Source organism: Moraxella sp. Pampa, from assembly GCF_035181385.1.
In the GTDB taxonomy this organism is placed as follows: Bacteria; Pseudomonadota; Gammaproteobacteria; order Pseudomonadales; family Moraxellaceae; genus Moraxella.
The window spans coordinates 453,296-475,622 of record NZ_JAXCJK010000001.1; the positions used below are offsets into that span (position 1 = coordinate 453,296).

Consider the following 22,327-nt stretch of genomic DNA (forward strand, 5'->3'; position numbering starts at 1 on the left):
TACCTTGACTTTGATTGAATAAAACTTTAATATGACTAAAAATCAGCAAAAAAAAATGACATGACAGACAGACTCAGTAAACGCCTTCGTTGGCAGTTTGAGCAAGATGCCAAGCAAAAACAGCCACCAGCACCCACCACACAAAAAGTATTGGCTCACAGCACAAAAAGCATGGCAGAGGCCGAACGCACCATCGCCAGATACAATGAATTTGTTATCAATCGCCCAAGCAATGCCCGCCTAATCGCCCAAGGAGCCGCCGATGGTTTGGTATGGCTTGGTATTTTGGTTGGTTGGTTCTTCATTGTTTGCATCTCATTGTTGGCCCAGCTGAGCATTTTGGCTGGATTTGGTATCATTTAGTGTGCCATCAGTCATCATAAAAAACCCCACCAATCGGCGGGGCTTTTTTTATGATGGCTGATGGCGTTCTATCGCCAAAGCGTTCCAATCCATCAGCTCATCAATCGTAAAATCAGCACAATCAGCCAGCGTCCAGCCGAACACCACCGCCAGATTGGCGACCACCTCTTCTACTCGTCTGGGGTATCCATACCTTCTTCCGCCAAAAAACCGACCACTTCACCCACCAAAAAGGTAAAATCAGTGATTTGCATTCTTTCTAATGCTGGCTGTGGAATGCTTGGGCTGGTAACTCTTGGAATGAGCTTTAACAGCTCTTCGGTGTCCATATTGAACAACTTGGTTAAGCTGATGCCTTTTAGATGACTGACAAAAGGCTTGTTCACCGTGATGTCATTGATGGTGTTGTCGCCAAGCTTGACGCCGTGCGTTAGGGTGATTTGTTTGCTTGTCATAGGTCTTATCCTTTTAAAAATAAAAAAAAAGTAAAATTACCACCAGCCAATGGCGGCAATTGTTGATTACGCACCGATGTTTTTGCGGTGTTCGGCAAGCATATCCTTGCCATTGACATTCTCGATCATGTTGGGAATGTCAATCTCAATGACCACCTTGCCATCAATGGTCAGCTTGTAATAGCTCCAGATGGTCTTGATGGTGATTTCGGTGTCCTCGCCAGACTGTGCTGAGCCTAGGTCAATCTCTTCATGGCGACCACGCACGACAATCTCTACGGCGGTGGTTCTGCCTGTGTCGTCCTGCTGATAAGAGCCTGCAAAACGCAAACCCACACCAGCGACTGTCGGCGTGCCAAACTGCTCTAATACCGTCTGATCAATACCGCCTAATTTCCATTCAAATTCTGTGATGTCGTCTGACAAGCCCAAATCCACCTTGACCGAGCCATTCATGCCACCGCCACGCCAATCCTCAAACTTGCGACCCAGTTTTGGTAGCGTTACTTCGCCTGTCTGCCCAAGATAGCTATTGCCTTCGTTGAACAGGTTCATCAGTTTTAATTTTTTTGGTAAAGCCATTGTTAGCTCCTAAATCATGCGTTGATACGACCAGCAAACTCCGTCAGATAGCTGTCGGTGATGCGTTGGCGTAGGGTTAAGTTTTCCAAAGGCGGCACTGGCGTATAGTCATAATCAATGCGTAGTTGCCCATCTTTGAGCGTCTCTTTGCTGTTTAGCTCTGGGTCGTACCAACAGCTACCATCAATGATGTAGCCTTGTGCCTTTAAGTCACGGAATTTGGCATTGATGCCCTCGATGATGTCACGGATTAAGCTTGGGTGCATTGGCTTATCTACCGCCCACATATGAGCTTCTGCGATGGTGTCAGCCAGCACTTGTGCGGTGCGAGTGTAATTTTCAAACGCAAACAATGGGTCTGCCGAACAAGTACGAGACCCCCAAAAACGAAAGCCGTCTCGCCCGATGAGCGTGGTTACTTTGTTTTGGTTCAGATAGCCTGCATCGGTGGCAGACGACTGCAACTGAAAATAAACATCTTTAGAAATGCCTGTAACACCATTGACAGGGACATTAGACAGCGTTTTATGCCAGCCGACCTCAGCATCAAGCTTGGCACGCAGACCCAACGCATACGCCACCGCTGGTGTGGCTGCGGTGGTTTTTTTGACGGTATCATACGCCAAAAACTCAGGCCAGATCACCATCATCTCACGAGAGCCGTGCGTGTCTTTGTAGGCTTTGGCCTCCTCTTTGGTATTTGCCCCATGTGCCGACACATAAGCAAACGCTCTTAACTGCTGGGCAAGTGAGCCTAATGCTGTCGCTACCGCTGGCGTATCTAGCCCTGGTGCACCTAGGATACGAGGCTTAACGCCCAATTTGGCTTCGGCGGTCAAAAGTGCCTTCATGCCTGTATAAACGCCATTTTCTGTCGTACCGACCACCGCCGATGACTGGGTAGGTTCATCTTCAGATGCTGCCACACGCACCACCACCGTGATGGCGTTGGTCTGATCGGCGATGGCTTGTAGCGACTTGGCCAGCGTGCCTTGTTTGCCTGCTTTGCCGATGGCAGATTGCACATTGGTGATGAGTACGGGCGTATTTTCTGGGAAAAATTGAGCATCAGCATCTGTTGCTGTGCCAATCAGGCCAATCACCGCAGTAGATACGGTACGAATCGGGCGTGTGCCTTCATTAATTTCCAGCACTTTGACGCCATGATGATAATCAGTCATGCAGACTCCTTAAATGGTCAAAATCAAAAACACCCCTAGCATAACCGCCCCCATCACAAAAATCCTGCCCCAAATGTTGTAAATGCACGATTTACAACATTAACCATGCCACTTATCGGATTTTGGTGGTTAAGATAGAGCAGTTTTTTTGATTTGAGCCTTTATTCATGAGTCACGACATCATACGCCGACTAGAAAATCTGATTCGCATTGGCACGGTTGCTAGTGTGGATCATGCCACAGCACGCTGTACAGTAGATTGCGCTGGCATTGTTACCGCCCCACTGCCGTGGCTGACACTGCGTGCTGGCACGGATCGCACTTGGGACGCACCCACAGTAGGCGAGCAAGTGCTGGTACTGGCAGCAGGTGGCGAGATGATGCAGGCGGTGGTATTGATGGGGCTGTATCATGAAGGCTGTGTTGCCCCAAGTGATCAGCCAAACATCAAAACTCGCCATTTTGAAGATGATTGTACCATCAGCTATGACACCAAAGCCCACGCTTTGAGTGCGATTTTGCCAGATGGTGGCAGTGTGGTCATCACCGCCAAAGCTGGCGTTACCATCAATGCCAAAGCTGGCGTTACCATCAATGCCAAAGGCGGAGCAACCATCAATGGCGATACCCAAATCAACGGCACACTCAAAGCCACTGGCGATGTGGTGGCAGGCAGCATCAGCCTACAAAATCACAAACACCGTGAGCAAGGCGACCGTGCATTGACCTCAGGAGCGATGTGATGATCAGCAGACATGACGGACAAGTGATGGGGCATCTTGACCAAATCCGCCAATCCATCACCGACATATTAACCACGCCCATCGGTAGCCGTGTCATGCGTCGTGAATATGGCTCACTGCTACCAGAGCTGATTGACAGACCGCTAGATGATGTACTGATTTTGCAAGCGTATTCAGCGATTTATACCGCTCTTTTGCGATGGGAGAATCGTGTCATCATCGAGGCGATCAGCATAGAGCAAGTCAGGCAAGGCGTGCTTGTGGTGCGACTGTACGCCCACCTTGCCAATCTTGGTAAGCTTGGCAGTGATGGCGTGATTGACATCAGCCTAGCATTAAATTAAACAAAGGAAACATAGACAATGAATGTAGATTTTAATACTTTGGCAAAGCCAGACATGATAGAAACGCTAGATTATGAGACGATTTTATCAAATCGTAAACAAGCACTCATCGCCCGCTTTGATGCCAAAGAACAAGACAATATCCGTGCCATCTTGGCTCGTGAATCAGAACCACTCACCAAATTCATTGAAGAAAACGCCTACCGTGAGCTGATTTTGCGAAATCGCATCAACACGGCGGCTCGCTCATGCCTTTTGGCCTATGCCACAGGGGCCGACCTTGACCATTTGGCTGCTAATTTTGATGTTGTGCGTCTTTTGATCACCCCTGCCACCGATGACCACCCTGCCGTCTATGAATCTGATGAGGTATTTCGTGGACGAATTCAGCGTGCCTTTGACCGCCTGAGTGTGGCAGGGCCAGAAGCGGCTTATAAATATCACTGCCTGTCTGCCGATGGGCGTGTGGCAGATGTGGCGGTCATCAGCCCGTCCCCTGCGGTGGTTAATATCGCCATTTTGCAAACAGACAGCCAGACAGGGGAGGCATCCAAAGAGCTGGTAGACATCGTCAATCGTGCGGTGAATGCCGAAAATGTCCGCCCCATCGCTGACCGTGTTACTGTCCAATCAGCACAGATACAGCCTTATCGCATCGTCGCCAAGCTCTACATCACCAAAGACCCAGAAGCGACCAGCGTGCTTACCACCGCCAAGGCAAAAACTCAAAGCTACACCCAGTCAAAAAACCGCATCGGACGCTCGGTACGCCTGACCGCCCTTCATCATTGCCTGCACATTGACGGCGTGGCACGCATTGAACTCATCGAACCAAAAGCCGACATCTCAATCACCGCCTTGCAGGCAGCGTATTGTGAATCCATCAACATCACCATCGGAGGCATTGAGTGAAAAACAGCGAACAATACTACAACTGGCTACAAAAATTTGAAAAAAGAAGTACGAGCGATGACACATTCACACCCCCTATGGTGTATGACATCGTGCTAGATTATGTGCATCAGCATATCTTAAATTTGGATAAATTGACGGTAGAACGCCCTTTTTATCCTGATGGTGATTATCAAGCCCACGCCAAAAATTATGATAAAAACACGGTGGTGATTGACAATCCGCCTTTTTCTATTTTGTCAAAAATCATTGCTTTTTATTTAAAAAATGACATCAAATTCTTTTTATTCGCCCCTGCTTTGACGGTGTTTGGCCCAATGCGACATCAAAACTACACCGCCATCATCGCCCCTGCAAGTATCAGCTATGATAATGGAGCGGTGGTAAATACCTGTTTTGTTACCAATCTATGTAATCAGCGAGCGATGACTGCCCCCAAGCTATACCAAGCACTAAAAGCATTAGAACAACAAAAACCAACATTGCCAAAATATCAATATCCACCAAATGTGCTGATGGCCAATCATTTAAACAAACTGTGCAAAGCGGGCATTGAGTTTAGCGTATCGGATAATGAGAGCGTTTTTATCCGTCAGCTTGATGCCCAAAAACCCCACAAAAAGACATTGTTTGGCGGTGGGCTTTTAATCAGCGAAAATAAAGCCAAAGAGCTACAAGACAAAGAGCTACAAGCCAAAGACAAAGTGATGGTTTGGCAGTTGTCGGACAAAGAAAAAGGCATCATCACAAGATTAGGAGGCATTGAGTGATGGTAATAAACCCTTTGCTACCGCCCAACGCCACCGCCTTTGAGCATACCATCACACAGCAGTTGGCAGATGGCACTCGCCTAGATGCCGATATTGATACGCTCAATCGTATTGATGAGGTTGGCGATGATTTTTTGGGTGTGCTTGCTTGGCAATATTCGGTGGACAGCTGGGATGAAAACTGGCAACCATCACTCAAAAGAGAGCTGATTAAAAAATCATTTGCCAATCATGAACTCAAAGGCACAAGAGCCGCCGTGCGTCAGATTTTGGCAGATTTTGGCTATGAGGCGACCTTCATAGAGTGGTGGCAAGCCACCCCTGCTTTGCCTGCTGGCTCATTTCATCTGCAACTTGCCACCGCAGGGGCAAAGCTGACCGAGGCGGTCTATCAAGAGATCAACCGCCTCATCTTTGATGCCAAGCCCGTCAGTCGCCACTTAACCAACTTGTCCATCGTCTTGACACCAAAAGCCTTTGTTCATCTGGGCGTAGCGGTGCATATGGGCGATGAAACCATCATTTACCCCAAGGAGACACCATGACCACCTATCATACGCTCACCACCAATAATGGCAAAGCACAGATCGCCCATGCCATCACCAACAACACCAAAATAGACATCACGCATCTGGCGGTGGGTGATGGACGAGGTGCGACCCCCACCCCCAATGCCAACGCCACAAGGCTTGTCGCCGAAAAAGCACGGGTGGCGGTTAATCGGGTCTCCATTCATGCCACCAACGCCAACTGGATTGAGGTATCTGCCGTCATTCCATCTACTTTGGGTGGTTTTACGGTGCGTGAAATCGGGCTGTACGCAGAGCAGACGCTGATCGCTTTTGGGTCATTTCCAGAGACCTACAAGCCAACCGCCACCGAAGGCGGTGCCAGAGAGATGTCCATTCGTATCATCATCGCCGTAGAAGATGCCGAGGTTGTCAATGTGATGCTAGATGATTCGCTCATCTATGCCACAAGGCGGTGGGTAACAGATCATTTTATCGGGCGTGGTGATGTCATCAACCACCTGAGCAGCACCGATACCACCAAGCCGTTATCTGCCAATATGGGTAAATTGCTTGATGAAAAAATCAGCACAAAAGCAAGTACAACCACAGCAGGCATAGTACAGCTTAATAATAGCCTAAGCTCCACAAGTCAAACCCAAGCTTTAACAGCGGGTATGGGTAAAGCCCTAAAAGATGAGATTAACGCCATCAGTGCAGACAAAATGACATTAAGAGGTACACTAGACACTACAGACTTAAACACGCTAAATGCAACTAATAGCACTGGTATCTGGCACCAAACACATGATGCCAATGCTACCACAGCAAGAAACTACCCAGTAAGCCAAGCAGGCACTTTGTGGGTGTTACCAGCAGCCTATGCAGGTCAGCAAATTTATGTACCCTACAGTCAAGACACGATATACAAAAGAACCAGCACACGCACAGGTGGGTGGGAAAGCTGGCAGTCTTTTAATGCAACTCATACCCATGCGTTTAACCAAATCACAGGCGTACCAACAGCTGGCACAAGCACCGCTGGCATAGTACAGCTATCGCACACCATTAACGGCTCAGATAGGACTAAGGCAGCATCAGAATATGCACTAGGACAGCTACATACTCTTGCCACTCAGGCACGAGACACCGCTAATGGCATCTCTTTGACATGGGGCAATATTCAAAATAAACCCAGAGACTTCACCCCATCTGCTCATACCCATGCGTTTAACCAAATCACAGGCGTACCAACAGCTGGCACAAGCACCGCAGGCATAGTACAGCTATCGCACGCAACCAATGGCACGGACAAAACCAAAGCAGCCAGTGAGTTCGCATTAGGCGAAGTACGCCGCATGGCAAATCAAGCACAGGTAACAGCGGACGGCATTGCTCTAACTTGGAACAATATTCAAAATAAACCCAGAGATTTTACCCCATCTGCTCATACCCATGCGTTTAACCAAATCACAGGCGTACCAACAGCTGGCACAAGCACCGCAGGCATAGTACAGCTTAATAATAGTCTGACATCAACAAGTCAAACCCAAGCTTTAACAGCAAATATAGGTAAATTGCTAAACGACATCAAGCTTGACCGCACACAAAACGCTGCCTCAGCGTCAAAACTTGCGACGCCAAGACGCATCGCCCTAACAGGAGCAGTAACTGGTAATGTCAATTTTGATGGGTCATCAAATGTCAGCATGACAACCGCTTTTGATTTATCGCACTTTGCTAGCAATAAAACACAAAATGGCTATCAAAAATTACCAAGCGGTTTGATTTTACAATGGGGAGACGCACAAACTTATCAAACGACTATTTTCCCAATAACTTTTCCATCCAGCATTTCCTGTCTGGTTGTAACGCCTAAATCTACAAGTCTGATAGCAGCTTTTGCTACAAGTCATGTTACTAATAGAGGTTTTAGAATATTTACCAGTGCAGGACAATCCTCATCAGGTATTGAGGGTTTCTATTGGTTCGCCATAGGCTATTAAATAAAAGGAGAAACACAGTGAAACATTTTAGCCCCAGCAATCAAGCATTTTATGATTTATCGCTAAATTATCCCAATTTGCCAGATGATTTGGTGGAAATTGATGAACAAACTTATCAAGCTTTATTCTCTAAATTAGGGCAAGGCTGTCATATCAATGCTGATTTAAGTGCGTCCGAGCCACAACCAAGCCATCACCATATTTGGCAAGATGGCAGGTGGATACTTGATGCAGAAAAATCCACCTTACAAGATGAAGTTTGGGAGCAAATCAAACAAAAACGCCACACCATCACTCGTGGTGGGGTCTATGTCAAATCGGTCAAAAAGTGGTTTCATACCGATGATGCGTCTCGTACGCAGTACTTGGCGTTGCAGATTTTGCCTGAGCTACCGCCTGAGCTTATGTGGAAAACGATGGATAACAGCTTTGTAAAAATGGACAAGGCACTCATTACCGAGCTTGCGATGACGATTTTACAAGCTGAACAAGCCAATTTCATCATTGCAGAGAAACACAAAGCTTTAATGATGCAAGCAGACAATCCCTTAGATTATGATTACTCAACTGGTTGGACAGCCATTTATGATGAACCAACCAACCCAACCCAACTAACCTAACCAACCCAACTAACCTAACCAAAGGAGCAACCAATGAATAAAGTCTATTTAGCCAGCTATCACGGCCGTGCGGACAAACTGTTTCACCGCATTTGCGATGGCATTACTCGCTTTTTTACAAGGGGTAAATATTCACACAGTGAGATTGCCATCGATCTAGGCAATGGCACTTATGCTTGTTATACCTCAAGCTATCGTGATGGCGGTGTGCGGTGCAAAGTGATGGCATTGCCGTCTGATAAATGGGATTTAATCGCCCTCGATGGCTTGTCTGAAAGCGACATTCACAGATATTTTCGCCAGACGCAAGGGGCAGATTATGACCTGTTTGGGGCATTAGGCTGTGTGGTCGGTCTAAGACAACATGAGAACAAGTTTTTTTGCTCAGAATGGTGCTATAACGCCATTTTTGGGTCAAATCAGGGCTTTCGGTTTAGCCCTGTCATGCTGGGCGAGGTTGTCAAACACCGCCACTCTGCTGGCCAGAACGGAGAATAACTGTGAATGATTTTTATCAGTATTTATCGGAGGTGTGGCTACACACCAAGATCGCCGCCACCAGTTTTATGATGGCAACGCTGATGGCAGTGTTTCGCACCAAAGCACAATATGGGCGTGTGGATTTGCTTGAATCCATCATGTGCGGACTGTTTGCCATTGGCATTTGGTCGTTTTTGGATTGGTTTCATATTCCACAGACCGCAAGCGTTGGCTTGGCCAGTGCTATCGGCTATTTTGGCACGCATTGGCTGGCGGATTTTATCAAAGAATATCTACAAAAAGGGGTCAAAAAATGAACACAAACTCAAACCAAAAAGACAGCATACAGCTCACCAAAAACTTCACCCTATCCGAGCTGACACGCTCAAGCACCGCCGATCGCCTTGGGCTCATCAACACCCCAGATGAGCGTGCCGTCGCCAATCTACGCCTGTCGGCTCGTGGGCTGTGGCAACCAGCACGAGACATCTTGGGCGTGCCAATGCAGGTAAGCTCAGGCTATCGCAGTCAGACGCTCAACCGTGCCATCGGTGGTAGCCCCACATCAGCCCACCGCTACGGTCTTGCCATTGATTTTACCGCCAAAGCTTTTGGCAACACACGCAAAGTCGCTCGATATCTGGTCGCAGAGCTAAAAGCTCGTGGCATCAAGTTTGACCAGCTGATCCTTGAATTTCCAGATTCTCCCAACTCATGGATTCATCTAGGCTACAAACACCCCAATGGGCAGCAGCGTGGGCAAGTCTTGACCGCCATCAAGCGTGGCGGACGGACGGTGTATGTCAGTGGATTAAGATAAAAAAGCAAAACGCCCAAAGCTGGCAGGCTCTGAGCGTTTTTAATTTAACCCTAGTTACAGTAGGAGTAAATCATCAGTGAATTTTACCATAGATTTGGGTAAATTGGGAGAATTACCTATGTTAAATTTGTTAATCCTAGGTGTTTTTTCATTATTGATTGTATTTGTGTGGCGGTTGCCAAACATTCTAAGCGAATGGCGAAAGTTTAAGGGTGAAAATCAGTGGGATTAAGGCTTAGCAAAGACAGGTAGATGAGCTATTCCCCTTTTATTGCACGAGCATGGGCAAGTATGGCTTGCTTGATGGCATAGGCTTGATTGCCCTCATAGTGTGCTTTGATGGCTTGCAAGGCATCAAAAACCGCCTGCTCGTGTTCGCTGATGACAAGCGATGTACGCAGTAAAGCACGGTTTTGATAGGCGATATTGGCACGGACTTGGGCGGACTTGGTCATATAAACCCCTTGATTTTTTTAAAAATGATGCTAATATAGGGGGTAAGGAGTGCGTTAGATGAGATTGCTGTCCCACCTAACGCCCTGTAAAGCAACTGTCATTGATTTACAGGCTTGCTATCTTAATACGCTGGTGTTGCTAGCAGTAGTAAGACAACAAAAACGATGAGCTTGATAAGTGCGTTCATCGTTTTCTCCTTAGTTTACGGTAACGGTGGCTACCGTTTACCAATCAAGCACCCCCTGTGCTTGATGTGCCTATCATATAGCACTAGATATATTTTATCAAGTGCTATATACCAAAAATCTGCTCATTTTGGGCGGATTTTTTTATTGCTCAAATATCCCTTTGTTGTAAATCCATCATCTACAACATCTCATCATTTACCCACACGCCATTCATCAAGCATAATAGCCATAAAGCAAAACGCCCAAAGCTGGCAGGCTCTGGGCGTTTTTAATCTCAATTTCGCATATTGATAGGTTTATTATAAATGTTTAGAAATCATAAATCAAGTAAATTAACTGTCAGCGGTAGAATGACACAGCGGGGAGCGGATATGGTTGGCATATTATTAGCGGTAGCAGGGATTATCTTTGCGACATTGGCAGGCGTAGCTCTGGTGATGATGGCGTATGCGTATATCAAATTAGGGGGCTAATCAAGCCCCCTGCTCTAAACCTTTGGCGTACTCAACCAAAGCGGTCTTGATTGCCATTGCCTTTGAGCAGTCTTTGTGAGCCATAATCTTGTTTAGGGCTTCTAAAACTTCTGGCTCGGTGTGGCTGATGACTAGGCTGATTTTGGCAAGAGCCTTGTCAAGATAGTTGGTTGTGGCTCTTTTGCGTGCTTGTGGTGTGGCGATGTCTGCCATAACTACCCCTTGATTTTTTTAAAATAAATGCTATGATAAAGATAAGGAGTGGCTAGGCGTTTCCACCTAACCTGCCTTAGTAGCTGCAACTACCTTAGGCGTTTACTGTTAGTAAGCTGGATAACTTAGCAACAGCAGAGCGATGATTGCAACAAGTTTAGCGACTGTCTTCATCGTTTCTCTCCTTATTTTACCGCTAGGCTTGTCCTAGCCCAATCAACACCCCTTGTGTTGATGGATAATATTGTATTATATAATACAAGCAAAGTCAAGTATTTTGCACCCAAAAGGTGTGAATTATTTGGCTTTTTTTATTGCCAAAGCCTTTTGTTGTAAATCCCCCATCTACAACATCTCATCATTTACCCCCACGCCAATCATCGACATAATAGCCATAAAGCAAAACGCCCAAAGACGGCAATCTTTGAGCGTTTTATTACCCATTTAACCCTAACTTAAACGGATAACTCATGGACTATCTTAACATAATTGCGAGTATTATGAAACAGCTACTTGAAAAACATGGCTTATTGATGGCATGGGCAAGCATTGCCAGTCTTATTGCTCTTTGGAAGCTTGACGCCATCTTGACCGCCATTCATTTGTATTTATAAAGCAAAACGCCCAAAGCTGGCAGGCTCTGGGCGTTTTTAATTTAACCCTTTTGGTGAAGAAAAGGATATAAACTTAGATGAATTTTAACATAAATATTGCCGACTTGGAACAAGTACCCATGATGAATATTGCTATTTTTATGTGTGGCTGTGTGGTTTTTGCATTTGTATGGCGGTTTGCTGATAATTTGGCGGCGGTGATGAAGTTTTTGGACTGGCGTAAAAAGACAGATACGGACGCTTGACAAAGGGTATGGCTTGGGGTATGATGTGTCCTAAGGTGTCAGAACCTTAGTAACAAGCGGATAACCGCACCCGAAAGCCCAAGCGGTTTTTTATTGCCTAAAATTCCCTTTCATACCGTTCTACAAATTCGTAGAACGCTCAAAAAACAACCGTTGCTGAAATTCCAGCAACGAAAGTTTATGTTAGGGGGGCGGAGAAATAAGGTGGCTTGCCACACGAATAATCCCAGCCGACTTGTTACGGCTTCTGAACCCCCTAGCACCCATTTTGGGTAAATTTCAGAAAACTTAACAAGGAGTTCCTTATGAACGCACTTACCATTGCCAACTTTTCTATCCGTACTTCGGACAATCTGTATTCACTCAACGACCTACACCGTTCATCTGGTGGCGAAAAGCGTCATAAGCCGTCTAACTTTATGGCAAACCAACAAACCCAAGAACTTATCCACGCCATTGAAGAAGAAGGCTCTATCGCCTACCACACCATTCGTGGTGGCAACGCCAAACAACAAGGCACTTTTGTCTGTGAAGAACTCGTCTATGCCTATGCGATGTGGATTAGTGCCAAGTTTCACTTAATGGTCATTCGTGCATTTAAGGCATTAAACACAGGGGCGATACCTTGTCTTAGCAATCATCAAGGGCTGTCTGTCTGCCAAGCCGCCAATCTACAAAAAGCCGTCAAGGCAAAGTGTCGCTATGAACGCCGTCATTATCAACGACTGTACAATGCCCTGTATGATGAATTTGGCGTGAAGAGCTATAAAGACATCGACCCTGCCGACTATCAGGCGGCGATGGACTTTGTGCGAGAATTTACATTCTTTGAGCATGAAGCACTGATGCAATATGCCCAGCACCTAGCTTGGCATACCCAGTTTATTTATTCTTGGTATAAAGCCATTGAAAAGCCGTTTCGTGCCTTATCGCCACAGCTGTCGGCACAGATTCATGACCACATCATACACGCTGTCATCAATGCCAACCATATCGGCAAACAGATAGGCTATGATGGCATGAATCCTACTATCCCCCAAAACAAGCATTGGAGTGTGGGGTTTTAGGTCTTAAGATGAAGGCGAGATGACGCCCTCTAAGTAGTCCAGCACCGCCTCATCAATCATCTGCTTATCCTCATCACTGATGCCAAGTAGCTGTCGCACAGGATAGGCGGCAGTGGTGGCTTGCTTATTATTGATGCGTGCGGTGAGTCCGTATTGGTGAACTTCTGCGATTTGGGCGGTGCGTCCGACATAGCCGATGGCAAAGCCGTCATTAGATTGCTTGATTTTCATGTGGGCGGCATTTTTGATGGTGTTCATCATCTTAGCACGCACTCGCTTTTTTTGCCCACGGCGTTTGGCTTTGGGCTTTTTTGGCGTGTAGGCAGAGCCGTCCACATTCTTTTGGGCGGTGATGCGTTTTTTCTGATTATTTCGCAGTTTTTGCCCAAGCGTCTTTTTTAGGCGGAGCATTTGCCCATCAGACAGCCCATTGATGATGCCTTGTAGATGCTCAGGAAGATAGGATAGTTCAGCCATGCATATCCACCAATGGCATTTGTAATAGCCATTTTTCCTCTGGCACACCTGCGGGAAATTCACCCAGCACCACATCACGCTTGGCATCGATGATTTGCATCTTTTGGCGTGGGCTTGGGCGAGTGTAGGTAGGCTCTGATGGGTAGCTGATGACCGCCTTACCGTCTGTTTCTTTGACGATGACTCGCTCGGTGAGTGGCAAGGTGATGGACAGATCTACTTTGCGATTATCCAAAATGTCTGCCACAAATTTTATGCCATCTTTTGCTTTATTTAGGTTGGTCATCAGCTCGCTTTGATGCTCTCGTAGCCATGCATACAGTGCCACCGAAACCGCCGCCATGTCCTCGGCAAAATCGGTGATGATGATGTTCAGCTGATATTGATATTCAAAAGACAGCCCATTTGCCATGGTGCTGACCATCCGCCCTTCATCCACAAAAATCAGCAGGCGGTCAGGGTTTTTGGCAAGTACGGGCAGGCTTTGTAAAAGGTGCGACCGCAGTTGGTTGGGTTTTTTCATGAATATTCCTTGAATATTTTGTAGACTGTTTGTATAATGTATCTATACACGATATGGGTCGCCACCATGATTGTCTCTTTTAACCACAAAGGACTTGAAAAGTTTTTTAAGACAGGCTCAACCGCTGGTATTCAAGCAAAACACAAAAATAAATTGAACCTCCAGCTTGCCGCCTTACACCACGCCACAAGCCCTTTGGATTTGGCAACACCGCCAAGCTGGCAATTACACGCCCTAAAAGGCAATCTTGAAGGGCATTGGGCGATGTCGGTCAATGGCAATTGGCGTTTGACTTTTCGCTTTAACAATGATGGCAACGCTGAGATTGTTGATTATCAAGATTACCACTAAGGAGTGATGACCATGCAAATGCACAATCCCCCACACGCAGGGCTGATATTGCGTGAATATATTGACGGCCACAGCGTAACCGAAATTGCCCTAAAACTAAACATCACTCGTGCTAACTTGAGCCGTATTTTAAACGGTAAGCAAGGCATTAGTGCCGATATGTCTTTGCGTTTAAGTCGTCTTTTGGAGACAAATCCTAACTTTTGGCTCAATCTCCAAAAGTCATATGACCTTTGGCAAGCACAAAACAATCCAAGCATAGACTACACCGCCATCAAGCCGTTATCCGCCAAGCAAACTGTTTATGCTTAGGCTTTGGTTAGCTCATCAAGTCGTCTTAGCTCAGCCAAGAACTTATGATCATAGCCAAGCTTTTTATAGGCTTTGCCATTGTACAGCGTAAAAACTTTTTCCCAGTCGCCTTTTTGCAAAGCGTCTAAAAGACCTTTTTTGGTCTTGATAAAGCGTACAAAAGCATTAAGATGCTGAGTTTCGCTGGCATTCATCTGCTCCACAAAGTCATCGATGGATTCATAGCCAAGCATCTGCCAGTTTTCGCCCATGATCTGAAACATACCCCAGCTTGCCGAGCTGTACGCACACGCCTCATCAATAGTCTTGGCAAAATTGAGCCGCACATACTCAGACGCACCGCCTTGATAACCCCCTGTTTTTGGGCTGATGATGTTGGCATGGTTTTGGGCAAGCTGGTCGGCTCGTGCTTTGCCATATTTTGCCTTCACCAGACGATAAAAAATATGCCGTTCAAACAAAATCTTAGGCTTATTTGGCTGAATAAAACCCGCACCCACGCTCTCTACACGCCCAAAAGCTCTGATGACATTGACAGGCACGCCAAGCTCATTGGCCGCCGCCTCATAGTCAGCAGGGGTGATCAGGTGCTGTATCGCTTTGCCCTCCAGTGCGTCCCAAGTTTTTTGACCAACAATGCCATCTACCATCAGGTTGTGCTTGGTCTGAAAATCCACCACCGCTTTTTCGGTGGCGGTGCCAAAGTCGCCATCAATGGCAAGTTTGGCACCGTGTTTGTTCAGTTTGGCTTGTAATTGAGCGATGATTTCGCCCTTTTGACCGTATTTAATAGATTTCATGGTTTGGCTCCCATTTTTTAGCTCCAAAGTTGAATGGTTTGTTTGACAGGATTTGTGTTGATGAGCGTAGGCAAGATGACTTTTGTGCCGATGGGCAAGATGACATCTGCACGGGCAAGCTGTGGATTGGCAGATAGTATCTTTTCAACCACCGATTTGCCATAGTAGCGGTAGCTGATGCTGTCAATGCTGTCGTTTTGAATGCTTAAAATTGTACGGTTCATCAGCCACCACCACTTAACCACAATACCCAAAATCGTTCGGTTTTCATATCAACGCCACCACCGTCTGATTTTTCCCCTGTATTTGGGCGATTGCCCACATTTTGTTACGCCGATATTCATCAATCGTGGCGGATAATGCCACCGCCTTATCGTGTCCTTTGTTGGTGCTGTCATAGTTGCGGTATTTTTCGCACACTTTTGCCCCCACGCCATTGGCAATGGCAGAAAAATACCATACTTGCATCGCATTTTTGCCATCAATGACCACTGTGGATAAGTCGGCCAGTCGCTGGGCTTTGGTGGTCAATGATACAAGCAATCTTTGCACATCAAGCACCTCTTCTAAGACGAGCTGATGCAAGCGAAAATCAGTTACAGAAGCATCAACACGCACAAAATCACGCACCTCTGCCACGCTCACAGATGGGAAAAACTCCCCTGCCGTGATGGGCGATAAGGCTGTGGATAACTCGCCATTGGCTATAAGTCCCATATATCACCATTTAAGTTAAGTTTGAGAAAGTCCAAATCGCTACAGTTTGGGTTTTTTTGTTTTTTTTAATATAAAAAACACGGGAACGGCTAAAAATGCACAAGATTTAATCAATTAAGCCCGTCAGTTTTAGCAGACCCGTGTCGGTGCGAGGCACTCGGTTAGGCAAAGTTATTTGCCAAATATCAGATAAACACAAACAATCACCGCCACCAGCAGGGCATAAAATTTATCTCTCGCCATAACATTTACCTTATCTAGTATTGCATCAAAAAGTTTGGTATAATCATTCATAAGATTTAATCCTTGTCTGTTAAGGGTTAAATTTAGAAAAAGTCCAAACCGCCACAGTTTGGGCTTTTTTGTTTTAAGCGTTGGCAAGTTTTTTGGCAGACGCCAAATCTGCTTTACCACCGCATTTATCGTCCAATGCCAAAGCCATAGACAGTGCATCTACCGCCAAATCCGCCCCCTGCCCTGTTTCTTTGGCAGATGCCAAATAATGCCGACCAATCGCCAGATACAGCTTGGCTCGCACTTGGTCTGGCATATCGGCGGCAAGTTTTGGCAGACTTTCATCAGCCAGCAGTTCTTGCAGAGCATGCAAGGCATCTATGTCGATGGTTTCGCCTTGTTTTTGGCGTTTTAGCTCATTGTCCGCCATTTCTTCGGTCAAAAGGCACGCCACGGTTCGCTTAAAGGCATCAGGCATCACCAAAGAATGTATCAACGCATATCTGCCAACCTCCAACGCTTTGGCATACTGGCGTAAATCTAGGCACCAGACCATCATCGTCATCACAACCTCATCTTGCACGCCAGACCCAGAATCCAGCACGCCATCAACATAGGGCAAATAGCCATCGATGAGCTTGGCCTTGAGTTCGGTTTTAAGCTCGGTGCTTTGCAGTTGTTTTAGGCGGTGCTTATCACTGCCAAGCTGAGCAAGCTTTAGCTCATAGGCAGTGGCATTTTGCATCTCGCCATAAGCCGCCATTTGTGTGGCGGTCTGTTTGGCATTGATTCGCTCAAAATGAGCACGAGCAAGATTCATCACAAGCCCCCTTACTCTTTGACGATTTGGATATTTTCTGCCATGGCACACAAGCCCAAATCTTCAATAAAATAGCCTTCATTGCTTGATTCGTAGTTCTCGATTTGGTCTCGTTTGGCGTTATCAACGATCGTGCGTCGTCTTGCACCCTCTTGGACATAGATGGATAAGTTATCAAAAGTTGTTATCAAAATTGTCCCTTCTGGGAAAAACGGCACGGCATAGACTGGCAAGTTACCCATGCGTTTTTGGGCAATGATGGTGTCGGCGGCTAGGCTTTCGCTGTTTGGCTGTTCTTTATTGACCAGTGGGAAATACTTATCAGCGACCATCTTGCGACTGGTGATGACAACCAAGTCTGGGTTGTTTTGATGCCATGGCTCTATCATTTCATCAACCAGATTCATCACCAATGCGTCTAGGTTGTGGTAGTCGCATTCGGCAGTTTTACCGATTTTGATTTTTGAGCTGTCTTTGCCAGCTTTGAGCGTGCGGGCGGTGTTTTCGGTGCGTTGATGTTGCAACCAGCCGATATTGACATCTTGCAACAGCTGGTTGGTACTAAAATCAGTCTTGGCAGCGGCTTTTATGCCATTAAAGCCAATCATGATGCGATCAAGTGCCTGACGGCGGACAATCACATCACGGAATTTGGCATAAAAATCTGGGAATTTTGCCCACTGATCCAGCTTGCCATAGCTGATGGCGGTGTCAAAATTGGTCTGGGTGCATTCATATTGGCGAGCATCTAGCATCGTCGGATCAATCGGCTGACGGTCTTTGTTCTTTGTGTCAGTACGACTGGCAATCGGACGAGTAACACCAAGTCCAATGCCCTGCCCTTTCATTTCACGCACCAAATAAGTGTTAATCTTGCCCAAAAAATCGCTGGATTCTTGGATTTTGGTCTCCAAGGTCTGCTGTACAGATGGCTCAACGGTGAATTTTTCATGGACAGAAGCGACTTTGTTAATGCCAGCTAGGCTTGCCATCGCTTGATTGAATAATAATCTTGTTTCATTACGCATGGGGTTCTCCTAAATGATAAAATTGAAATGATAAAATTGATCAGCAATCCACCAACACAGCCTGCGGTGTGCCAGCTTGTGTTGGTCGGTCGGCGGTTTTTGGCAAGCCGTCTAGCAGTTCATTCAATGCCGTGATTTTCTCTTGTAGCCCATCTATTTGGGCTTGGTACTGCTCTTGATGGGCTTGCAATGCCCGCCCCATCGCTTGAACGATGGCATCGGTGCTTAGGGCGAGAGCTGGCTCGTTTTGCACATCTGGCTTGTCGGCTGGTTTGTCTAAGTTGTCAGCTGATTTGTCCGCCGAATTGTCCGCTGGTTTGTCCGCTGGTTTGTCTAAATTGTCGGTAAATAAGGCTTTTAGCTTATGAAAAATCTGCTCAGCAAGGCCATCTGGCTTGTCGGTGGCTTGCTCATCATCAAACTCAAAGCTCGTCTCAATCGATGCAGTAAACAAATTGCCTTCGTTTAATTTGCGTGCTTGTAGCGGATTGATGGACGCTGTGGCGGCAAACTGTAGCATTTCTGTGCCAAGACTTGCAGGGCTGTCGGTAACCGCCAAGCCCACCAGATACGCCTTGCCAGAGCCTGCAAAATTGGTGTCAATTTCCACCGAGGTATAGATTTTTTGGTTTTTGGCGTTGAGCTGTTTTAGCTTGTCGTTGGGCTGAATTTTGGCAAACAGTGCCAGTTTTTGTGTGCCATCGATGATGACATTATCCGCCTTTAAAGCGACAACATCGCCATAAGCCCCAAAGTCGCCATCAGGAAAAAACCCCCGAAAATGCTCAACATTGATTCTTGCCCCATATTTTTGCGGATCATAGCTGTCTGCCATTTGCTCGATCCATTCTCGCTGGATTTCTCGGCCGTCGGTGGTTTGCCCTGAGACGGCAATACGAAACCATTTCATACACACTCCAAAATAAAAAAAATTAAAAGCGGTGTTAGCATAACCGCCCCCATCACAAAAATCTTGCCCCAAATGTTGTAAATGCACGATTTACAACATTTGGGCGTGTTGATTCATACAAAATTTACGATAATAGGCATCTTGAACAATTTTTTTTAATTTTTTAATTTTAAAGTTTTGTAATTTTGGGATAATAATGACCGACAAACTCTCTGACATCGCAAGCCTTGATTTGGTCTTTGACAACCGCCTAAAAGCCAAATTTTTATCATGGCTGGGCTGGCGTAATGCCGACATTGCGACCGCACTCGGCGAAAATGAAAACACCATCGCCAGCTGGAAGTCTCGTGATCAATGGGACAAAATCAACGCAGACAATCGCATAGAGCAGGCCTTGCAGGTGCGACTGATGACGCTTGTGATGAAAGACAAAAAAAATTCTGGCGATTACAAAGAAATTAGCGAACTGTTTAAAAATTATAAAGAATATGTCCGCCTAGAACGCTACCGAGATGGTGGCAGTGAAGCCGTGCTAAACCCCAAAGTATCCGAACGGGGCAAAGCCAAAAAACGCAAAGCCAATACTTTTGATGATGAAGCCATAGAAAAACTGGTCATTGCCTTTGAAGAGGCGATGTTTGATTATCAGCGGACTTGGTACCAAGCAGGTGATGAACGAACTCGCATCATCTTAAAATCTCGCCAGATTGGGGCGACTTGGTACTTTGCCCGTGAGGCCTTGGTGGACGCTGTAACCACAGGACGCAATCAAATCTTTTTGTCCGCATCAAGGGCTCAGGCTCATATTTTCAAAGAATACATCAAGCAGTTTGCCCATGAAGTGTGTGGCATAGAGCTGTCGGGCGACCCGATCGTGCTGTCCAATGGGGCAAGCCTCAACTTCCTTGGCACGAACGCACGCACCGCACAGGGTCATCATGGCAATTTTTATTTTGACGAGTTTTTTTGGGTCTATGGTTTTGATGAATTAAACAAAGTCGCCTCAGGCATGGCCATGCACAAAAAATGGCGTAAAACCTACTTTTCCACCCCAAGCACGATGGCACACGAAGCCTACACCTTTTGGACAGGCTCACGATTTAACAAGGGCAAACCCAAAGACAAGCACCTCAATATTGATGTATCCCACAAAGCACTAAAAAACGGTAAACGCTGTGAGGACAAGCTATGGCGACAGGTGGTAACGATTATGGACGCACAAGCTGGCGGCTGTGATTTGTTTGATATCGAAGAGCTTAGATTTGAATATTCAGCGGCAGACTTTGCCAATCTTTTGATGTGTGAATTTGTCGATGATGGACAAAGCATTTTTCCGCTCAATATGCTCCAACCGTGTATGGTGGACAGTTGGGAGGTGTGGCGTGAGGACTTTCGCCCCCTGCACGCTCGTCCTTTTGCCAACAAGCCTGTATGGGTGGGCTACGACCCTGCCGAGACAGGCGACAGTGCAGGGCTTGTGGTGGTCGCACCGCCTGCAGTGGCAAATGGCAAGTTTCGTGTGCTAGAACGCCAGCAGTTTAAGGGTATGGACTTTGCCGCACAGGCCAACATCATCAAAGGCATTACCCAAAGATACAATGTTACCTACATTGGCATTGACACCACAGGCATGGGGACAGGGGTGGCACAATTAGTCAAATCATTCTTTCCTGCTCTGACGACCTTTCACTATTCGCCAGAAGTCAAAACCCAGCTTGTGCTAAAAGCATGGGATGTGGTCAAAAACGGACGGCTAGAATTTGACGCAGGACATACTGACATCGCCCACAGTCTGATGAGCATCAAAAAGACGCTCACCAATAGCCAACGCCAGATGACCTTTACCGCATCACGCTCTGACGACATCGGCCATGCGGATCTGGCTTGGGCGTTAATGCACGCATTGCACCACGAGCCGCTAGAAGGTCAGACATTGCAGTCAGTGGGATTTATGGAGTTTTCTTAAGACCTAAACCCAACACCCCAACGCTTATTCTCAAAACGCTCAGGGTTCATGCCATCATAGCCTATCTGTTTGCCGATATGGTTGGCATTGATGACAGCGTGTGTGATGTGGTCGTGAATCTCTGCCGACAGCTGTGGCGATAAGGCACGAAACGGCTTTTCAATGGCTTTATACCAAGAATAAATAAACTGGGTATGCCATGCTAGGTGTTGGGCGTATTGCATCAATGTTTCATGCTCAAAGAATGTAAATTCTCGCACAAAGTCCATCGCCGCCTGATAGTCGGCAGGGTCAATGTCTTTATAGCTTTTGACGCCAAATTCATCATATAGGGCATTGTACAGCCGTTGGTAATGACGGCGGTCATAGCGACACTTTGCCTTGACGGCTTTTTGTAGATTGGCGGCTTGGCGGTGTGATAGACCGCATTGAGCCAGACAGGGGATAGCCCCTGTGTTCATCGCATCAAAGGCACGGATAACCATTAGGCTAAACTTAGGGCTGATCCACATCGCATAGCGGTAGACGAGTTCACGACAGGCGTAAGTTCCACCTTGTTTGCCTTGTACGGTGTGGTAGGCAACCGTATTTTCTTTTTCCAATTCGGCAATGAGTTCTTTGGTTTCGTCATTACGCATAAAATTACTTGGCTTATGCTTATCTGCACCGCCAGATGATTTGTGTAAATCAGTCAAAGAGAAAAAGCCGTTATGTTGGCTAATTGAAGTGTTTGCAACAATAAGATTTGACATAGTGTATTACCTTTTTCAGTTGGTAGAAAGCCCAAAAGGGCGGATAGGAAGCTGAAAAACCGCTACACTAACGGCGTGTGGTATTGGGTATTTCCACACCTTCCTACCCATAAAAAAAGGTAATCGTAAGGATTGGCAATTTTTGTGGGTACAAAAAAATCACAAATTTCGCTTGTGATTGGCGAGTGTAAGAAGTTTTTCAGGCTTCGTGTGATTATTCTATAAAAATCAAAATTTATTGTCAAGATATTTTTTGATTTTTTTTAAATGCTCAAATTTGAGCATTTAAGTTTTCTGAAATTTACCCTTGTTAGGGTGCTAGGGGGGTTCAGAAGCCGTCAAAAGGTCGGCTGGATTTATTCGTGTAGCAAGCTACCTTATTTCATCGCCCCCCTA

General features: G+C 46.3%; 33 protein-coding genes. 17 read left to right on the top strand and 16 right to left on the bottom strand.

Annotation, left to right across the window (positions count from 1 at the left end):
• Positions 1-60 precede the first annotated feature (60 nt).
• A complete protein-coding gene (locus R0123_RS02200) occupies positions 61-363 on the top strand; it encodes a hypothetical protein (RefSeq protein WP_323842937.1) in 303 nt (100 codons plus the stop codon).
• A gap of 48 nt (positions 364-411) precedes the next feature.
• Here R0123_RS02200 and R0123_RS02205 read toward each other — a convergent pair whose 3' ends face one another.
• The 4 genes from R0123_RS02205 to R0123_RS02220 form a co-directional block, all read right to left on the bottom strand.
• The gene (locus R0123_RS02205) at positions 412-528 is read right to left on the bottom strand and encodes a GpE family phage tail protein (protein ID WP_323842938.1); all 117 of its coding nucleotides are present in this window, start codon (positions 526-528) and stop codon (positions 412-414) included.
• Between the two features lie 5 nt (positions 529-533).
• The gene (locus R0123_RS02210) at positions 534-818 is read right to left on the bottom strand and encodes a phage tail assembly protein (protein WP_323842939.1); all 285 of its coding nucleotides are present in this window, start codon (positions 816-818) and stop codon (positions 534-536) included.
• A gap of 66 nt (positions 819-884) precedes the next feature.
• The gene (locus R0123_RS02215; RefSeq protein WP_323842940.1) at positions 885-1,400 is read right to left on the bottom strand and encodes a phage major tail tube protein; all 516 of its coding nucleotides are present in this window, start codon (positions 1,398-1,400) and stop codon (positions 885-887) included.
• A gap of 14 nt (positions 1,401-1,414) precedes the next feature.
• On the bottom strand, positions 1,415-2,581 hold the full coding sequence (locus R0123_RS02220; protein ID WP_323842941.1) for a phage tail sheath protein: 1,167 nt from the start codon (positions 2,579-2,581) through the stop codon (positions 1,415-1,417).
• Positions 2,582-2,748: 167 nt separating this feature from the next.
• Between R0123_RS02220 and R0123_RS02225 the strand changes: the two genes are divergently transcribed.
• Genes R0123_RS02225 through R0123_RS02270 form a run of 10 tightly spaced genes read left to right on the top strand, consistent with a single transcriptional unit; the run spans position 2,749 to position 9,785 of the window.
• Positions 2,749-3,324, top strand: coding sequence for a phage baseplate assembly protein V (locus R0123_RS02225; protein WP_323842942.1), 576 nt, complete (start codon positions 2,749-2,751; stop codon positions 3,322-3,324).
• On the top strand, positions 3,324-3,668 hold the full coding sequence (locus R0123_RS02230; protein ID WP_323842943.1) for a GPW/gp25 family protein: 345 nt from the start codon (positions 3,324-3,326) through the stop codon (positions 3,666-3,668). Before R0123_RS02225 ends, R0123_RS02230 begins: the two co-directional genes overlap by 1 nt.
• Positions 3,669-3,686: 18 nt before the next feature.
• Complete coding sequence (locus tag R0123_RS02235) at positions 3,687-4,580, top strand: baseplate assembly protein (protein WP_323842944.1); 894 nt, start codon at positions 3,687-3,689, stop codon at positions 4,578-4,580.
• Entirely contained in the window at positions 4,577-5,350 is a 774-nt protein-coding gene (locus R0123_RS02240; protein ID WP_323842945.1) for a hypothetical protein, read from the top strand. The genes R0123_RS02235 and R0123_RS02240 overlap by 4 nt, the downstream gene beginning before the upstream one ends.
• Complete coding sequence (locus tag R0123_RS02245) at positions 5,350-5,895, top strand: phage tail protein I (RefSeq protein WP_323843230.1); 546 nt, start codon at positions 5,350-5,352, stop codon at positions 5,893-5,895. The genes R0123_RS02240 and R0123_RS02245 overlap by 1 nt, the downstream gene beginning before the upstream one ends.
• A complete protein-coding gene (locus tag R0123_RS02250; RefSeq protein WP_323842946.1) occupies positions 5,892-7,865 on the top strand; it encodes a phage tail protein in 1,974 nt (657 codons plus the stop codon). Before R0123_RS02245 ends, R0123_RS02250 begins: the two co-directional genes overlap by 4 nt.
• A 17-nt stretch (positions 7,866-7,882) precedes the next feature.
• A complete protein-coding gene (locus tag R0123_RS02255) occupies positions 7,883-8,485 on the top strand; it encodes a DUF4376 domain-containing protein (RefSeq protein ID WP_323842947.1) in 603 nt (200 codons plus the stop codon).
• A 33-nt stretch (positions 8,486-8,518) separates the two neighbouring features.
• Positions 8,519-8,983 (top strand): enoyl-CoA hydratase, encoded by a 465-nt coding sequence (locus R0123_RS02260; RefSeq protein ID WP_323842948.1) that lies wholly within the window; start codon positions 8,519-8,521, stop codon positions 8,981-8,983.
• Positions 8,984-8,985: 2 nt separating this feature from the next.
• The gene (locus R0123_RS02265; protein ID WP_323842949.1) at positions 8,986-9,282 is read left to right on the top strand and encodes a phage holin family protein; all 297 of its coding nucleotides are present in this window, start codon (positions 8,986-8,988) and stop codon (positions 9,280-9,282) included.
• Complete coding sequence (locus R0123_RS02270) at positions 9,279-9,785, top strand: D-Ala-D-Ala carboxypeptidase family metallohydrolase (RefSeq protein ID WP_323842950.1); 507 nt, start codon at positions 9,279-9,281, stop codon at positions 9,783-9,785. The genes R0123_RS02265 and R0123_RS02270 overlap by 4 nt, the downstream gene beginning before the upstream one ends.
• A gap of 257 nt (positions 9,786-10,042) precedes the next feature.
• Here R0123_RS02270 and R0123_RS02275 read toward each other — a convergent pair whose 3' ends face one another.
• Positions 10,043-10,240 carry a hypothetical protein gene (locus R0123_RS02275; RefSeq protein WP_323842951.1) on the bottom strand — a complete coding sequence of 66 codons (198 nt, stop codon included), beginning with the start codon at positions 10,238-10,240 and terminating at the stop codon, positions 10,043-10,045.
• A 494-nt stretch (positions 10,241-10,734) separates the two neighbouring features.
• On the opposite strand from R0123_RS02275, the gene R0123_RS02280 reads away from it, so the two are divergent.
• Complete coding sequence (locus R0123_RS02280; RefSeq protein ID WP_323842952.1) at positions 10,735-10,902, top strand: hypothetical protein; 168 nt, start codon at positions 10,735-10,737, stop codon at positions 10,900-10,902.
• Here the strand turns inward: R0123_RS02280 and R0123_RS02285 are convergent, their stop codons facing one another.
• Positions 10,903-11,115 (bottom strand): hypothetical protein, encoded by a 213-nt coding sequence (locus R0123_RS02285; RefSeq protein ID WP_323842953.1) that lies wholly within the window; start codon positions 11,113-11,115, stop codon positions 10,903-10,905. It lies immediately after the preceding gene.
• Between the two features lie 691 nt (positions 11,116-11,806).
• Between R0123_RS02285 and R0123_RS02290 the strand changes: the two genes are divergently transcribed.
• Both R0123_RS02290 and R0123_RS02295 read left to right on the top strand, forming a co-directional pair.
• Entirely contained in the window at positions 11,807-11,974 is a 168-nt protein-coding gene (locus tag R0123_RS02290) for a hypothetical protein (protein WP_323842954.1), read from the top strand.
• Between the two features lie 305 nt (positions 11,975-12,279).
• A complete protein-coding gene (locus R0123_RS02295; RefSeq protein ID WP_323842955.1) occupies positions 12,280-13,041 on the top strand; it encodes a KilA-N domain-containing protein in 762 nt (253 codons plus the stop codon).
• A 3-nt stretch (positions 13,042-13,044) separates the two neighbouring features.
• Here the strand turns inward: R0123_RS02295 and R0123_RS02300 are convergent, their stop codons facing one another.
• Both R0123_RS02300 and R0123_RS02305 read right to left on the bottom strand, forming a co-directional pair.
• Positions 13,045-13,518, bottom strand: a complete 474-nt coding sequence (locus R0123_RS02300; protein ID WP_323842956.1) for a phage virion morphogenesis protein — start codon at positions 13,516-13,518, stop codon at positions 13,045-13,047.
• Positions 13,511-14,041, bottom strand: coding sequence for a phage tail protein (locus R0123_RS02305; protein WP_323842957.1), 531 nt, complete (start codon positions 14,039-14,041; stop codon positions 13,511-13,513). The genes R0123_RS02300 and R0123_RS02305 overlap by 8 nt, the downstream gene beginning before the upstream one ends.
• A gap of 66 nt (positions 14,042-14,107) precedes the next feature.
• Between R0123_RS02305 and R0123_RS02310 the strand changes: the two genes are divergently transcribed.
• Together R0123_RS02310 and R0123_RS02315 are read left to right on the top strand one after the other, a co-directional pair.
• Positions 14,108-14,392: a type II toxin-antitoxin system RelE/ParE family toxin gene (locus tag R0123_RS02310; RefSeq protein ID WP_323842958.1), complete on the top strand. Its 285-nt coding sequence runs from the start codon at positions 14,108-14,110 to the stop codon at positions 14,390-14,392.
• Positions 14,393-14,404: 12 nt separating this feature from the next.
• Positions 14,405-14,704, top strand: a complete 300-nt coding sequence (locus R0123_RS02315; protein WP_323842959.1) for a HigA family addiction module antitoxin — start codon at positions 14,405-14,407, stop codon at positions 14,702-14,704.
• Here R0123_RS02315 and R0123_RS02320 read toward each other — a convergent pair.
• The 7 genes from R0123_RS02320 to R0123_RS02350 form a co-directional block, all read right to left on the bottom strand.
• Entirely contained in the window at positions 14,701-15,504 is an 804-nt protein-coding gene (locus R0123_RS02320; RefSeq protein ID WP_323842960.1) for an N-acetylmuramidase family protein, read from the bottom strand. The genes R0123_RS02315 and R0123_RS02320 overlap by 4 nt on opposite strands.
• 17 nt (positions 15,505-15,521) lie before the next feature.
• Positions 15,522-15,728 carry a tail protein X gene (locus R0123_RS02325; RefSeq protein WP_323842961.1) on the bottom strand — a complete coding sequence of 69 codons (207 nt, stop codon included), beginning with the start codon at positions 15,726-15,728 and terminating at the stop codon, positions 15,522-15,524.
• Between the two features lie 43 nt (positions 15,729-15,771).
• Positions 15,772-16,221 (bottom strand): head completion/stabilization protein, encoded by a 450-nt coding sequence (locus R0123_RS02330; RefSeq protein ID WP_323842962.1) that lies wholly within the window; start codon positions 16,219-16,221, stop codon positions 15,772-15,774.
• 171 nt (positions 16,222-16,392) lie between these two features.
• On the bottom strand, positions 16,393-16,515 hold the full coding sequence (locus R0123_RS02335) for a hypothetical protein (protein WP_323842963.1): 123 nt from the start codon (positions 16,513-16,515) through the stop codon (positions 16,393-16,395).
• Between the two features lie 73 nt (positions 16,516-16,588).
• Positions 16,589-17,275 (bottom strand): phage terminase small subunit, encoded by a 687-nt coding sequence (gene gpM, locus R0123_RS02340; RefSeq protein ID WP_323842964.1) that lies wholly within the window; start codon positions 17,273-17,275, stop codon positions 16,589-16,591.
• 11 nt (positions 17,276-17,286) lie between these two features.
• Positions 17,287-18,303, bottom strand: coding sequence for a phage major capsid protein, P2 family (locus tag R0123_RS02345; protein ID WP_323842965.1), 1,017 nt, complete (start codon positions 18,301-18,303; stop codon positions 17,287-17,289).
• A gap of 40 nt (positions 18,304-18,343) precedes the next feature.
• Positions 18,344-19,213 (bottom strand): GPO family capsid scaffolding protein, encoded by an 870-nt coding sequence (locus tag R0123_RS02350; RefSeq protein ID WP_323842966.1) that lies wholly within the window; start codon positions 19,211-19,213, stop codon positions 18,344-18,346.
• Between the two features lie 196 nt (positions 19,214-19,409).
• Between R0123_RS02350 and R0123_RS02355 the strand changes: the two genes are divergently transcribed.
• The gene (locus R0123_RS02355) at positions 19,410-21,179 is read left to right on the top strand and encodes a terminase large subunit domain-containing protein (protein WP_323842967.1); all 1,770 of its coding nucleotides are present in this window, start codon (positions 19,410-19,412) and stop codon (positions 21,177-21,179) included.
• Here the strand turns inward: R0123_RS02355 and R0123_RS02360 are convergent.
• Positions 21,176-21,931, bottom strand: a complete 756-nt coding sequence (locus R0123_RS02360) for a KilA-N domain-containing protein (protein ID WP_323842968.1) — start codon at positions 21,929-21,931, stop codon at positions 21,176-21,178. The genes R0123_RS02355 and R0123_RS02360 overlap by 4 nt on opposite strands.
• Positions 21,932-22,327: the final 396 nt, after the last annotated feature.

What these genes read in the sequence shown, in the direction of transcription:
- R0123_RS02300 (WP_323842956.1), bottom strand. Translation starts at nt 13,518, where the DNA reads ATGGCTGAACTATCCTATCTTCCTGAGCATCTACAAGGCATCATCAAT.
- R0123_RS02280 (WP_323842952.1), top strand. Translation starts at nt 10,735, where the DNA reads ATGTTTAGAAATCATAAATCAAGTAAATTAACTGTCAGCGGTAGAATG.
- R0123_RS02210 (WP_323842939.1), bottom strand. Translation starts at nt 818, where the DNA reads ATGACAAGCAAACAAATCACCCTAACGCACGGCGTCAAGCTTGGCGAC.
- R0123_RS02305 (WP_323842957.1), bottom strand. Translation starts at nt 14,041, where the DNA reads ATGAAAAAACCCAACCAACTGCGGTCGCACCTTTTACAAAGCCTGCCC.
- R0123_RS02345 (WP_323842965.1), bottom strand. Translation starts at nt 18,303, where the DNA reads ATGCGTAATGAAACAAGATTATTATTCAATCAAGCGATGGCAAGCCTA.
- R0123_RS02220 (WP_323842941.1), bottom strand. Translation starts at nt 2,581, where the DNA reads ATGACTGATTATCATCATGGCGTCAAAGTGCTGGAAATTAATGAAGGC.
- R0123_RS02215 (WP_323842940.1), bottom strand. Translation starts at nt 1,400, where the DNA reads ATGGCTTTACCAAAAAAATTAAAACTGATGAACCTGTTCAACGAAGGC.
- R0123_RS02315 (WP_323842959.1), top strand. Translation starts at nt 14,405, where the DNA reads ATGCAAATGCACAATCCCCCACACGCAGGGCTGATATTGCGTGAATAT.
- R0123_RS02245 (WP_323843230.1), top strand. Translation starts at nt 5,350, where the DNA reads ATGGTAATAAACCCTTTGCTACCGCCCAACGCCACCGCCTTTGAGCAT.
- R0123_RS02235 (WP_323842944.1), top strand. Translation starts at nt 3,687, where the DNA reads ATGAATGTAGATTTTAATACTTTGGCAAAGCCAGACATGATAGAAACG.
- R0123_RS02250 (WP_323842946.1), top strand. Translation starts at nt 5,892, where the DNA reads ATGACCACCTATCATACGCTCACCACCAATAATGGCAAAGCACAGATC.
- R0123_RS02275 (WP_323842951.1), bottom strand. Translation starts at nt 10,240, where the DNA reads ATGACCAAGTCCGCCCAAGTCCGTGCCAATATCGCCTATCAAAACCGT.
- R0123_RS02285 (WP_323842953.1), bottom strand. Translation starts at nt 11,115, where the DNA reads ATGGCAGACATCGCCACACCACAAGCACGCAAAAGAGCCACAACCAAC.
- R0123_RS02200 (WP_323842937.1), top strand. Translation starts at nt 61, where the DNA reads ATGACAGACAGACTCAGTAAACGCCTTCGTTGGCAGTTTGAGCAAGAT.
- R0123_RS02230 (WP_323842943.1), top strand. Translation starts at nt 3,324, where the DNA reads ATGATCAGCAGACATGACGGACAAGTGATGGGGCATCTTGACCAAATC.
- R0123_RS02270 (WP_323842950.1), top strand. Translation starts at nt 9,279, where the DNA reads ATGAACACAAACTCAAACCAAAAAGACAGCATACAGCTCACCAAAAAC.
- R0123_RS02310 (WP_323842958.1), top strand. Translation starts at nt 14,108, where the DNA reads ATGATTGTCTCTTTTAACCACAAAGGACTTGAAAAGTTTTTTAAGACA.
- R0123_RS02325 (WP_323842961.1), bottom strand. Translation starts at nt 15,728, where the DNA reads ATGAACCGTACAATTTTAAGCATTCAAAACGACAGCATTGACAGCATC.
- R0123_RS02335 (WP_323842963.1), bottom strand. Translation starts at nt 16,515, where the DNA reads ATGAATGATTATACCAAACTTTTTGATGCAATACTAGATAAGGTAAAT.
- R0123_RS02330 (WP_323842962.1), bottom strand. Translation starts at nt 16,221, where the DNA reads ATGGGACTTATAGCCAATGGCGAGTTATCCACAGCCTTATCGCCCATC.
- R0123_RS02350 (WP_323842966.1), bottom strand. Translation starts at nt 19,213, where the DNA reads ATGAAATGGTTTCGTATTGCCGTCTCAGGGCAAACCACCGACGGCCGA.
- gpM (WP_323842964.1), bottom strand. Translation starts at nt 17,275, where the DNA reads ATGAATCTTGCTCGTGCTCATTTTGAGCGAATCAATGCCAAACAGACC.
- R0123_RS02355 (WP_323842967.1), top strand. Translation starts at nt 19,410, where the DNA reads ATGACCGACAAACTCTCTGACATCGCAAGCCTTGATTTGGTCTTTGAC.
- R0123_RS02260 (WP_323842948.1), top strand. Translation starts at nt 8,519, where the DNA reads ATGAATAAAGTCTATTTAGCCAGCTATCACGGCCGTGCGGACAAACTG.
- R0123_RS02290 (WP_323842954.1), top strand. Translation starts at nt 11,807, where the DNA reads ATGAATTTTAACATAAATATTGCCGACTTGGAACAAGTACCCATGATG.
- R0123_RS02320 (WP_323842960.1), bottom strand. Translation starts at nt 15,504, where the DNA reads ATGAAATCTATTAAATACGGTCAAAAGGGCGAAATCATCGCTCAATTA.
- R0123_RS02360 (WP_323842968.1), bottom strand. Translation starts at nt 21,931, where the DNA reads ATGTCAAATCTTATTGTTGCAAACACTTCAATTAGCCAACATAACGGC.
- R0123_RS02295 (WP_323842955.1), top strand. Translation starts at nt 12,280, where the DNA reads ATGAACGCACTTACCATTGCCAACTTTTCTATCCGTACTTCGGACAAT.
- R0123_RS02225 (WP_323842942.1), top strand. Translation starts at nt 2,749, where the DNA reads ATGAGTCACGACATCATACGCCGACTAGAAAATCTGATTCGCATTGGC.